Here is a 12,044-nt window from a genome sequence, read left to right on the forward strand (position 1 = left end):
ATTCAACCGCCCGCCACAACTGGGTGAAAATGTCGATGTGCGCCGGCCTTTGCCGGCGCCTTCGCTTTCTCTCTTCAGACAACGATTTCGCGCAAGTGACCTCTACTTCTTCCAAGCCACACGACCTCCAGGCCCTCGACACGCTCACCGGCGGCGCCTTCACCGCGCCAACTTCGGGCGAGCGCGCCGCGCGCATCCGCGACTGGCTCGCGGGCAACCCCGCGCCCGAGCAGATGCAGGAAGTCTTCAAGGAGCTGAGCGGCCGCGACAAGGGCGCGGCGCGCCTGCTGCGCGAAAAGCTCGACGAACTCAAGCGCGCCAAGGGCCAGGAGGCCATTGCCGCCGAATGGGCGCAAAAGGCCGAGGCGCTGCTGGGCCAGTCCAAGCTCAACATCGCCGATGCACTCGCCTGGCAGCGCGACGCCGCCAAGGCCGGCGCGCCCCTGTCGCGCGAACCGCTCGCGGGTTTCAAGGTGCAATTGGCCGAACGCGTCAAGGGCATCGAAGACCTGCAGCACCGTGCCCAGGTGCACCGCGAGGCCGCCGTGCTGCTGGCCCAGCGCTTCGAAGTGCTGTCGACCAAGGGCTGGCAGGACGCCCAGGCCGCCGAGGAATCGCTGCGCGCCGACGTGGCCCACTGGCAGCAGCAGGCGGCCGACATCACGGCCGATGCCAACTGGAACAGCCTGGACGCCAGGTTTGCACCGCAGCTCGAATCGTCGAAGGCGCAGTTGCTGGTCGTCTCCGATGCGTTCCATGCGGCGCTGGCCCAGGCGCAGGCCGCGGCCGCCGACGCTGCGGCCCCCTTGCCGCCGGTGCCGGTGTGGGCCGACGAGCTTCGCGCCGCGCGCGGCGAAGTCGTCGCACCCAAGGCGGCGCCCGCCAAGCCTGCCGCACCCAAGGTCGACCCGGCCGTGCGCGCAGCGGCGCAGGACGCCGTGCTGGCGGCCCTGGCCAAGCTCGAGCAGGAAACTGCCGAAGGCCACGGCAAGGCCAGCGCCGGCGCGGCCGCCGCACTGCGCGCGGTGCTGAAGGAACACGGCAAGCTGGTCGAAGCACCGCTCGAAGCGCGCGTGCATGCGGCGCTGGTCGCAGCCGGCGAACTCGAAGGCTGGCAGCGCTGGAGTGCCGACAAGGTGCGCGAAGACCTCGTCGCCAAGGCCGAAGGCCTGCTCAAGCGCCCCGAGGGCCAGGCGCTCGGCGGCCGCAAGATGCAGGAAACGCTGCGCTCGCTGCGCGACCAGTGGAAGCAGGCCGACCAGGGCGGTGTACCCAACCATGCGCTGTGGAAGCGCTTCGACGAAGCCTGCAACGAAGCCCACAAGGTGGTCGAGGCCTGGCTCGAGAAGGTTCGTGCCGATGCGGCGGAGCACCGCGCGCACCGCGTGGCACTGATCGAAGAGGTGCGGGCCTGGGCGGCCGAGCATGCCGGCGCCACCGACCTGAAGGCGCACAACCGCGCGCTGCACCAGTTTGCCGACCGCTGGCGCGATGCCGGCCACGTGGGCGAAAAAGTCTTTGCCGAGCTGCAGCCGCAGTGGAACGAGGCTTTCGGTGCCGCGCGCGCACCCTTCGAGGCGGCGCAAAAGGCCAGCATCGAACGGCGCCAGGCCATGATCGCGGAGGCGGCCGAGCTCGGCGCCCAGCCCATGCTGCGCATCGATGCCGTCAAGGCGCTGCAGCAGCGCTGGCAGGCCGAGGCCCAGAGCGTGCCGCTCGACCGCCGCCATGAGCAAAAGCTGTGGGACGCGTTCCGCGCGCCCATCGACGAAGCCTTCAACCGCAAGACGGCCGAACGCGAGAAGGTCTCCTCTGCAATGAGCGAGCACGACCGCCATGTGCTCGAGGCCTCCAAGGCGCTGGACGCGGCCAATGCTGGCGGCGATGTGCAGAAGATCCGCGCCGCCATCGCGCGGCTCGAAGCCGCGCTGCGTGGCGAAGCGCCTCCGCCTGCGCCGGCACCTGCCGCGAAGCCTGAGCCCTCCAGCGACGGTCCCGCCGTGGGCGCCACCGAAGTGGTTGCGCCCGGACAGGCCGCAGCCGAGTTCGGCGAAAGCGCCGAGCAGGCGCCGGGCTCGAGCGACGCGGAAGCGCAGCCGGGCACGCCCGCTCCGGCCCATGCCGCGGCCACCCCGGACCTCGTTGCGCCGGCCGACGGCGCCGACGCATCGGCGCGCTCCGACGGCGCGGCACATGAGGCCGGCGAAGCTGCCGCGGCCGAAGAAGCCAAGGCACCGCCCGCACCGCCAAAGCCCGCTCCCAAGCCCGTGGTCGCGGTGCGCGGCGACGACCGTCCCGGCAACAAGAAAGCCGAGGCCATGCCCGCAGGCCGTGCAGGCGGCCGCTTCGGCGACCGGCGCGATGGTGCCCGTCCGGGACCGGGCACCCCTGGCCGCCCAGGCGATCGCGGCGCACCGCGTCCAGATGGCCGCGGTGACCGCGGTGCACCGGCCGGACGCTTCGGCGACCGTCCGCCGCGCTTCGAGGACCGTGGTCCGCGGCTCGGCGACGCGGCTTTCCGCGCCCAGCGCGAAGCGCTCGAGCGCGCCGACCTCGCACTGCGCAAGCTCGCGGCCCAGGCTCACGGCGAAGCGCTGACGCAGGTGCTTGGCGCATGGGAGCAGCGCGACGCCTCGCGGCTGCCCAGCGTGCAGGAACTCGGACGCGCGGTCACGCCCGCAGTGCGCAGCGGCTGGTCCCAGGCCATCGGCTCGGCGCCCAAGGCTGCGCCCGATGAAGCCGCCGAAGCACTGCTGCGCCTCGAAATGGCCGCCGAAGTGCCAACGCCGGCCGAGCAGCTCGAAGCGCGCCGCGCGCTGCAGCTCAAGCTGCTGACCAAGCGCGGCGATCCGGCGCCGGCCCAGACCTGGGGACAGGATGCCGGCAAGGTGTTGGCTGCCGCGCACGATGCGGCCAGCGCGCGCCGCCTGCAGAACGCGCTGAAGGCACTATTGCGCAAGTAGGCCGGATCGTCCTGCCAAAAAAGGAAAAGCGCCCATGGGCGCTTTTCTTTTGCCCGGCCGCGCGCGGCGATCAGGTCTTGCCGCGCCCGAAGAATTCGTCGAAGAGCGCGAGCACCGAGGGGAAATCCCGTGCAAAGGTCGCGCGGTTCACGAAGTAGGCCTCGCAGGCCACCGCGAAGAATTCGCTGATCGATACCGCTCCGTAGTCATCGAGCCACGGCGGCTCCGCGCCGAAGCGCTCGGCCAGGATCGTCTTCTCGCGAAAGTCCTCGTAAGCAGGTTGCAGCACCGCGAGCCAGGCGGCGCGGGCCTCGCGTGCGCTGCGCTTGCCCGCAAAGCCGGGCGGCAGCGGCGGGCAGCCGTCGGCGTCGCCTGCGCGCATGTCGATCTTGTGGGCGAATTCGTGGATCACGACGTTGTAGCCGCCGCCCGTCGTGATGCCGCTCGCGAGCACGTCCTGCCAGCTCAGCATCACCGGCCCGCGGTCCATGGCCTCGCCGGCCACTACCTCGTCGTATTCGTGCACCACCTGCGCTTCGTCGACGATCTTGCGCCGCGCGACGACCTCCGACGAGTGCACCACGATGCCGACGAAATCGTCGTACCAGTCCAGCCCGCCCTTCAGGTTGAGGATCGGCAGCACCGCCTGCGCGGCGATGGCCAGGGCGACCTCGTCGGTGATGACGAAGCCCTGGGTGCCATGAAATTCCTTGTCGCGCAGGAACTCGGCCGAGAGGGTTCGAAGCCGCAGCTGCATGTCGTGCGGAAGCTCGCCAAGAAAGGCATAGCGCGCCAGCGTGGCCTGCCAGGCGTCGTCAGGGATGGGGGGCAGGGCGCGCAGCCGGCGCAGCCACTTGAACATACCCGCGCTAGCGCAGGTCGACGCGCTGGGCGCCGGCGGTGGAAAGGCACAGCAGCTGCGCGCGCGGCGGATGGGCCGCGGCGTCCCAGTCGCTGAGCACGATGCGCCTGAGGCCGTCGCCCAGGTCGTGATCGGCCGGGCGGTGCGTGTGGCCGTGCACCAGCGTGCCTGCGCGCGCCTGCTGCAGCCACTGGCGCGCGGCGCCGCCGTCCACGTCGGCCCAGACGGCCGAGGGATTGCGTTTGCGGTCTTCGCTTTGCGCGCGCATGGAGCGCGCGAGCGCGCGGCGCTCGGCCAGCGGCCTGGCCAGGAACGCGGCCTGCCATTCGGGCGTGCGCACCTGGGCGCGGAACTTGAGGTAGTCGGTGTCGTCCAGGCAAAGGATGTCGCCGTGGCTCAGCAGCCAGCGTTCGCCGCGCAGCACCAGCACCGTGGGGTCGTCCAGCAGCGTGAAGCCGCATTGGGCGGCCAGCGCCGGGCCCACAAGGAAGTCGCGGTTGCCGTGCATGAAGTACACCGGCAGCCGCTCGGCCGTGCGGCGCAGCAGCTCGGCGCATTCGGCCTCGAAGCCGGGCAGGGCGGCTGCGTCGTCGCCCACCCACACTTCGAACAGGTCGCCCAGGATGACGAGCGCATCGGCCGGCGTGGTCTGCAGATAGCCGCGCCAGGCCTCGAAGGTGGCGGGCTCGTCAGCCTGCAGGTGCAGGTCGGAGATCAGGTCGACGGTGCGCCACGCGGGCGGGGCGAGCAGTTCCTTGAAAACCGGATGTTCCGCCATGCCCGTGCCGCGCCGCGTTCGTTCGCCGGTCCGCGCGTTATTCCGCGACGAGGACGGCCTTCTCGATCACGACGTCCTCGAGCGGCACGTCGTCGTGGAAGCCCTTGCGGCCCGTCTTCACGGCCTTGATCTTGTCCACCACGTCGGTGCCGCCGGTGACCTTGCCGAACACCGCGTAGCCCCAGCCCTGGGCCGAGGGAGCGGTGTGGTTCAGGAAGCCGTTGTCGGCCACGTTGATGAAGAACTGGGCGGTGGCCGAGTGCGGTGCGCTCGTGCGGGCCATGGCCACGGTGTAGTTGTCGTTCTTGAGGCCGTTGTTGGCTTCGTTCTCGATTTCGGCGCCGGTGGGCTTTTGCTTCATGCCGGGCTCGAAGCCGCCGCCCTGCACCATGAAGCCCGGGATCACGCGGTGGAACACGGTGTTGTCGTAGTGACCGTTCTTCACATAGCTGACGAAGTTCTCGGCCGACTTCGGCGCCTTGGCGCTGTCGAGTTCGAGCGTGATCACGCCGTAGTTCTTGATGTGGAGTTCGACTTTGGGGTTGCTCATGAGGGAGTCCTTCTTTCGGATGTTCGGAGGAGATTACTTCGCCAGTGCGGCGGACTTGATGATGATGGGCTCGAGCGGCACGTTCTGCATGCCGCCCTTGTTACCGGTTTGCACGGCACGGATCTTGTCGACCACCTCGGTGCCGGCCACCACCCGGCCGAATACCGTGTAGCCGTAGCCGTCGGGATTGGGCGCGTTGAGCGAATCGTTGTTCTTCACGTTGATGAAGAACTGCGAGGTGGCCGAGTTCGGATTGCCCGTGCGCGCCATTGCGATGGTGTAGCGGTCGTTCTTCAGGCCGTTGCCGGCTTCGAGCGGAATGGGTGCGCGCGTGGGTTTTTGCTGCATGTCGGCCGTGAAGCCGCCGCCCTGGATCATGAAGCCGTCGATCACGCGGTGGAACACGGTGCCATCGTAGTGCTTGTCCTTGACGTACTGCAGGAAGTTCTCGACCGTCTGGGGCGCCTTGGCCTGGTCGAGCTCGACCAGGATGTCGCCGGCCGAGGTGGCGAGCTTCACGCGCGGGCCGGGCTGCGCATGGACGGCGCCGGCAAGTGCGAGCGAGGCGGCCAGCAGGAGCGCGCCGCGGCGGCTGAAGCGAATGGACAGGGAAGGGGATTGGATCGTCAAGGATGGCTCCGAATGCGAATGATGTGGGGCGCGGGCCGGGCAATGCAAGCGGCCGCGGCCAGGGTGCTGTCGCTACTTGCTGACGCGGCCGACCGGCTTGCGGGCTTCAGGCGGTGCCGCCGGCAGGGCCGCGGCATCGGCCTCGGCCTTGGGCGTGAAGATCTGGCGGATCAGCGAGAGCTTGGGCGCCACGCTGGCGTTGGTGCTGGCGAATTGCTGCGCCCGCACATATTCCTGGGCCGCCAGGCGGGCATACACGTCGCCGAGGTTCTCGTGCGCGGTGGCGTAGTTGGGGTTGAGCCTGAGTGCCTGCTCCAGCGCAGCGCGCGCCTGGTCGAACTTGCTCTGCGCTGCATAGAGCGCGGCCAGGTTGTTGTAGGGCTCGGGCAGCTCCGGGAAATCCTGCGTCATCTGCGTGAACGCGGCAATGGCCTCGTTCTGCTTCTTCTGCTCGGTGAGGATCACGCCGCGCAGAAAGCGCATCTGTGGATCGCGCGGCTTGCCGGCGATGTAGGCATCGGCCTTGGCGAGCGCCTCGTTCGACTTGCCCTGGCGCAGCAGGGTATTCACGTCGTCGTAGTCGTTGGCGTAGGCAGCCGAACCCCACAGGCTGAAGAGCAGTGCAAAGGCGATGGAGAGTTTGGAGAACGCGACGTGCTTCATGAAGCCTCGGCAGGAGTGGGAAATGCGGGCTTCGAAAACACCCGGAATGTACACGGCAGCAGCCGTTTATACTGCGGTGCATTGTAGCCGAGGGGCCATGTCCAACCCCTCGTGGCCACTGTCCCGTCACCCCTGAAATACACCGTCGTTCGCCCGTGCCGCACGAGCGCGAAGCGACGCTTTCCGAGCCTCATGAGTCTGCGCATCTACAACACGCTTTCGCGTGAACTGGAGGAGTTCTCCCCATTGCAACCGGGCCGGGTGCGCATGTACGTGTGCGGCATGACGGTCTATGACCTCTGCCACATCGGCCATGCCCGCATGATGATGGCCTTCGACGTGGTGCAGCGCTGGCTGCGGGCGAGCGACTACGCCGTGACCTACGTGCGCAACATCACCGACATCGACGACAAGATCATTGCGCGCGCGGTGCAGCGCGGCATCACCATCCGTCAGCTGACCGACGAAGTGATCGCAGCCATGCACGAGGACATCGGCGCGCTCGGCATCGAGCCACCCACCATCGAGCCGCGTGCCACCGAATACGTGCCGCAGATGCTGGGCATCATCGAGAAGCTCGAGAAAAAGGGCCTGGCCTATCGTTCGGACAACGGCGACGTGAACTACGCGGTGCGCAAGTTCCCGGGCTACGGCAAGCTGTCGGGCAAGTCGCTCGACGAGTTGCATGCGGGCGAACGTGTTGCCGTGCTCGACGGCAAGCAGGATCCGCTCGACTTCGTGCTCTGGAAGGCTGCCAAGCCGACCGAGCCTGCCGACGCCAAATGGGAAAGCGCCTACGGCACCGGCCGGCCGGGCTGGCACATCGAGTGCTCGGCCATGAGCTGCGCCACTCTCGGCGAAACCTTCGACATCCATGGCGGCGGCGCTGATCTTCAGTTTCCGCACCACGAGAACGAGATCGCGCAGAGCGAAGGCGCCAACGGCAAGCCGCTGTCGCGCTTCTGGGTGCACAACGGCTTCGTGCGCGTGGACAACGAGAAGATGTCCAAGAGCCTGGGCAATTTCTTCACCATCCGCGAGGTGCTGCAGAAGTACGACGCCGAGAGCCTGCGTTTCTTCCTGGTGCGCACGCACTACCGTAGCGCGCTCAACTACAGTGACGCACACTTGGACGACGCCCGCAATTCGCTGAAGCGCCTGTACACCGCGCTCGATCTGGTCGCTCCGGCCGCAGTAATGATCGACTGGACGCAGTCCTATGCCGCGCGCTTCAAGGCCGCCATGGACGACGACTTCGGCACGCCCGAGGCCATCGCCGTGCTGTTCGAGCTGGCCGGCGAGGTCAACCGCACCAAGTCCGCAGAAACAGCCGGCTTGCTGAAGGCGCTGGCCGGTTCGCTGGGCCTGCTGCAGGGCGACCCGCGTGCCTTCCTGCGCGCAGGCACCACGCTGGACGAGGCCACCATCCAGGCGCAGATCGATGCGCGAGCGGCCGCCAAGGCCGCCAAGAACTTCGCCGAGGCCGACCGCATCCGCAACGACCTCCTGGCGCAGGGCATCGTGCTCAAGGATTCGCCCACCGGCACAACCTGGGCCGCAGCGCAGTGAACGGAACCACGAATCCCATGCCTGCTTCCTCGAAAAATCCGGCGGTCCAGATCTTCACGCCGGACTATTGGGAAGAGGCCTGCAAGCACCTGTCCAGGAAGGACCGCGTGATGAAGCGGCTGATCCCGAAGTTCGGCGATGCCTGCCTCGAGTCGCGCGGCGACGCGTTCACCACGCTCGCGCGCAGCATCGTGGGCCAGCAGATTTCGGTAAAGGCCGCGCAGACCGTGTGGGACAAGTTCGCGGTGCTGCCGCGCAAGCTGACCCCGGCCAACGTGCTCAAGCTCAAGGTCGACGACATGCGCGCGGCGGGGCTGTCGGCGCGCAAGATCGAGTACCTGGTGGACCTGGCCATTCATTTCGATTCGGGCGCAGTGCATGTCGACGCCTGGAAGGACATGGCCGACGAGCTCATCATCGATGAACTCGTGGCCATCCGCGGCATCGGCCGCTGGACGGCCGAGATGTTCCTCATCTTCCACCTGATGCGCCCCAACGTGCTGCCGGTCGACGACCTGGGCCTGCTCAACGGCATCAGCGTCAATTATTTTTCGGGCGATCCCGTGAGCCGCAGCGATGCCCGCGACGTTGCCGTGGCCTGGGCCCCGTATTGCAGCGTGGCGACTTGGTATATTTGGCGATCGCTCGACCCGGTACCGGTCGCATACTGAACAACAGGAGAAGACGTTGGCGAAACGAACCTTCCTCGACTTCGAGCAGCCCATTGCTGAACTCGAAACAAAGATCGAAGAACTGCGCTATGTACAGACCGAATCGGCGGTCGACATCTCGGAGGAAATCGACCAGCTCGGCAAGAAGAGCCAGCAGCTCACCAAGGACATCTACAGCGACCTGACGCCCTGGCAGATCACCAAGATCGCGCGGCATCCGGAGCGGCCCTACACGCTCGACTACGTCAACGAGATCTTCACCGACTTCGTCGAACTGCACGGCGACCGGCACTTTTCGGACGACCTCTCCATCGTGGGCGGCCTGGCCCGCTTCAACGGCACGCCCTGCATGGTGCTCGGCCACCAGAAGGGGCGCGACACCAAGGAGCGCACCGCGCGCAACTTCGGCATGAGCAAGCCCGAGGGCTACCGCAAGGCGCTGCGCCTCATGAAGACGGCCGAGAAGTTCAAGCTGCCGGTCTTCACCTTCGTCGATACGCCCGGCGCCTATCCGGGCATCGACGCCGAGGAGCGCGGCCAGTCCGAAGCCATCGGCCGCAACATCTACGAGATGGCGCAGCTCGAGGTGCCGATCATCGTCACCATCATCGGTGAAGGCGGCTCCGGCGGCGCGCTGGCCATTTCGGTGGGCGACCAGCTCGTGATGCTGCAGTATTCAATCTACTCGGTCATCAGCCCCGAAGGCTGCGCCTCCATTCTCTGGAAGACCAGCGACAAGGCGCAGGAAGCGGCCGATGCGCTCGGCATCACCGCGCACCGCCTGAAGGCGCTGGGCCTGGTCGACAAGATCGTGAACGAGCCGGTCGGCGGCGCGCACCGCGACCATCGCCAGATGGCCGCTTTCCTCAAGCGCGCGCTCAACGACGCCTTCCGCCAGGTCAGCGACCTGAAGCCGAAGGAACTGCTCGAGCGCCGCTACGAACGCCTGCAGAGCTACGGGCGCTTCAACGACACCAAGGCCGACACCGGCAGGTAAACAAGCCAGCGCGCTGCTCCTTCCATGAACGAAGCCTTCGAACGCGCCATGGCCGCGTTCGAGCCGGCGCATCTGCCGCTGGCGGTGGGCTTCAGCGGCGGTGCGGATTCCACGGCGCTGCTGGCCGCTTGCGCCTCGGCCTGGCCCGGACAGGTGCTTGCCTTTCATGTGCACCACGGCCTGCAGGCCGCGGCCGATGATTTCGAACGCCATTGCGCGGCCGTGTGCGAACGCCTGGGCGTGCCGCTCGCGGTGCACCGTGTGGACGCGCGCCATGCGCAGGGCGACAGCCCCGAAGATGCGGCACGGCGCGCCCGCTACGACGCCTTTGCAGCCATGGCGTGCACGGATACGGCGCTTGGCGCTATCGAATCGATAGTCCTCGGGCACCATGCCGACGACCAGGTCGAAACGCTTTTTTTGGCCCTTTCCCGGGGCGCCGGTTTGCCGGGACTCGCGGCCATGCCGGCGCATGCGCGGCGCAACGGGCTGGACATCTACCGCCCGCTGCTGGCCGTGCCCGGGGCCGACATCCGGGCGTGGCTCAAAAGTGTCGACCTGCCTTGGATCGAAGACCCGACCAACGAGGACGAGCGCTACACCCGCAACCGGATTCGCGCCGTGCTGCTGCCCGCGCTGGAGCGGACCTTCCCGCAGTTCCGTGCCACCTTCGCGCGCAGCATCGGCCATGCCGCGCAGGCGCAGGAGCTGCTGGGCGAACTCGCGGCGCAAGACCTGGCCGTGGTGGGCAGCCCGCCCCGCATCGCCGCGCTGCAGGCGCTTTCGCGCGCGCGGCAGGCCAATGTGCTGCGGCACTGGCTGATGCAGGCGCACGGCTGCGCGCCCAGCGCGGCCCAGCTCGACCAGCTGCTGGACCAGGTTCGCGCCTGCACCACCCGCGGCCACCGGATCCACCTCAAGGTGGCCAATGGATTCGCCCAGCGCAGGGGCGACCTGCTGCATTGGTACAATTCCGGGCCCTCGCCCAAGGCTTCGCGCTGACGGCTTGCAGGGCGCCGCGCTGGCACTCGGGAGTGCAGCGGCGGCCCTTCCCATTTCTCTGAATTCATCCATGGCATTGATCGTTCACAAATACGGCGGTACGTCGATGGGCTCGACCGAGCGCATCAAGAATGTCGCCAAGCGCGTCGCCAAGTGGGCGCGCGCCGGCCACCAGATGATCGTGGTCCCGAGTGCCATGAGCGGCGAAACCAATCGCCTGCTCGGCCTGGCCAAGGAACTGGCGCCGAGCAAACCGAGCGAGGCCCACGGGCGCGAGCTCGACATGCTTGCCTCGACCGGCGAACAGGCTTCTTCCGCGCTGCTGGCCATTGCGCTGCAGGCCGAAGGCATGGAAGCCGTGAGCTACGCGGGCTGGCAGGTGTCGGTGCGCACCGACAACTCCTACACCAAGGCGCGCATCGAGAGCATCGACGACGAGCGCGTGCGTGCCGACCTCGACGCCGGCAAGGTGGTGGTGATCACCGGCTTCCAGGGCGTGGACGACGACGGCAACATCACCACGCTGGGCCGCGGCGGCAGCGACACCTCGGCCGTGGCCATTGCGGCCGCGATGAAGGCGCACGAGTGCCTGATCTACACCGACGTCGACGGCGTCTACACCACCGACCCGCGCGTGGAGCCCGATGCGCGCCGCCTCTCGACCGTGAGCTTCGAAGAGATGCTCGAGATGGCGAGCCTGGGCTCCAAGGTGCTGCAGATCCGCTCGGTGGAATTCGCCGGCAAGTACAAGGTGCCGCTGCGTGTGCTCTCGAGCTTCACGCCGTGGGACATCGACATCAATGAAGAGGCCAAGTCCGGCACGCTGATCACTTTCGAGGAAGACGAAAACATGGAACAAGCCGTCGTATCCGGCATCGCTTTCAACCGCGACGAAGCCAAGATCTCGGTGCTCGGCGTGCCCGACAAGCCGGGCATCGCGTATCACATCCTCGGTGCCGTGGCAGACGCCAACATCGAAGTCGACGTGATCATCCAGAACCTCAGCAAGGACGGCCGGACCGACTTCAGCTTCACCGTGCACCGCAACGAGTATGCGAAGACGGTCGACCTGCTGCAGTCGAAGGTCATGCCCTCGCTGGGCGCGACCGAGATCGTGGGCGACACCAAGATCTGCAAGGTCAGCATCGTGGGCATCGGCATGCGCAGCCACGTGGGCGTTGCCAGCAAGATGTTCCGCGTGCTGAGCGAGGAGGGCATCAACATCCAGATGATTTCCACCAGCGAGATCAAGACCTCGGTCGTGATCGACGAAAAATACATGGAATTGGCCGTGCGCGCCCTGCACAAAGCCTTCGATCTGGACCAACCGGCCGCCTGATGGTGGCATAATCTCGGCTT

The 12,044-nt window shown here is 67.4% G+C and carries 11 protein-coding genes; 6 read left to right on the forward strand and 5 right to left on the reverse strand.

What is annotated here, in order from left to right; genetic code table 11:
• Positions 1–35: 35 nt before the first annotated feature.
• On the forward strand, positions 36–2,963 hold the full coding sequence (locus tag L1081_RS05500) for a DUF349 domain-containing protein (protein ID WP_489415551.1): 2,928 nt from the start codon (positions 36–38) through the stop codon (positions 2,961–2,963).
• Between the two features lie 70 nt (positions 2,964–3,033).
• Here L1081_RS05500 and L1081_RS05505 read toward each other — a convergent pair whose 3' ends face one another.
• From L1081_RS05505 to L1081_RS05525, 5 genes are all read right to left on the reverse strand, one after another.
• A complete protein-coding gene (locus tag L1081_RS05505) occupies positions 3,034–3,825 on the reverse strand; it encodes a zinc-dependent peptidase (protein ID WP_489415552.1) in 792 nt (263 codons plus the stop codon).
• A 7-nt stretch (positions 3,826–3,832) separates the two neighbouring features.
• A complete protein-coding gene (locus L1081_RS05510) occupies positions 3,833–4,603 on the reverse strand; it encodes a UDP-2,3-diacylglucosamine diphosphatase (RefSeq protein WP_489415553.1) in 771 nt (256 codons plus the stop codon).
• Between the two features lie 37 nt (positions 4,604–4,640).
• Positions 4,641–5,153, reverse strand: coding sequence for a peptidylprolyl isomerase (locus L1081_RS05515; RefSeq protein WP_489415554.1), 513 nt, complete (start codon positions 5,151–5,153; stop codon positions 4,641–4,643).
• Positions 5,154–5,186: 33 nt separating this feature from the next.
• Positions 5,187–5,783 carry a peptidylprolyl isomerase gene (locus L1081_RS05520; RefSeq protein WP_489415555.1) on the reverse strand — a complete coding sequence of 199 codons (597 nt, stop codon included), beginning with the start codon at positions 5,781–5,783 and terminating at the stop codon, positions 5,187–5,189.
• A 72-nt stretch (positions 5,784–5,855) separates the two neighbouring features.
• Positions 5,856–6,446: a tetratricopeptide repeat protein gene (locus tag L1081_RS05525; RefSeq protein WP_489415556.1), complete on the reverse strand. Its 591-nt coding sequence runs from the start codon at positions 6,444–6,446 to the stop codon at positions 5,856–5,858.
• A gap of 192 nt (positions 6,447–6,638) precedes the next feature.
• Here L1081_RS05525 and cysS point away from each other — a divergent pair, with 192 nt between their 5' ends.
• From cysS to L1081_RS05550, 5 genes are all read left to right on the forward strand, one after another.
• A complete protein-coding gene (cysS, locus tag L1081_RS05530) occupies positions 6,639–8,015 on the forward strand; it encodes a cysteine--tRNA ligase (RefSeq protein WP_489415557.1) in 1,377 nt (458 codons plus the stop codon).
• 17 nt (positions 8,016–8,032) lie between these two features.
• Positions 8,033–8,686: a DNA-3-methyladenine glycosylase family protein gene (locus L1081_RS05535; protein WP_319438336.1), complete on the forward strand. Its 654-nt coding sequence runs from the start codon at positions 8,033–8,035 to the stop codon at positions 8,684–8,686.
• 16 nt (positions 8,687–8,702) lie between these two features.
• The gene (locus L1081_RS05540) at positions 8,703–9,683 is read left to right on the forward strand and encodes an acetyl-CoA carboxylase carboxyltransferase subunit alpha (protein ID WP_012748187.1); all 981 of its coding nucleotides are present in this window, start codon (positions 8,703–8,705) and stop codon (positions 9,681–9,683) included.
• 24 nt (positions 9,684–9,707) lie between these two features.
• Positions 9,708–10,685: a tRNA lysidine(34) synthetase TilS gene (gene tilS / locus L1081_RS05545; protein ID WP_489415558.1), complete on the forward strand. Its 978-nt coding sequence runs from the start codon at positions 9,708–9,710 to the stop codon at positions 10,683–10,685.
• Positions 10,686–10,755: 70 nt separating this feature from the next.
• Positions 10,756–12,024, forward strand: a complete 1,269-nt coding sequence (locus tag L1081_RS05550) for an aspartate kinase (protein WP_145745019.1) — start codon at positions 10,756–10,758, stop codon at positions 12,022–12,024.
• The last annotated feature ends 20 nt before the right edge of the window (positions 12,025–12,044 follow it).

It is taken from the genome of Variovorax sp. MSC1_012 (assembly GCF_023667525.1).
Taxonomy (GTDB): domain Bacteria; phylum Pseudomonadota; class Gammaproteobacteria; order Burkholderiales; family Burkholderiaceae_C; genus Variovorax; species Variovorax beijingensis_B.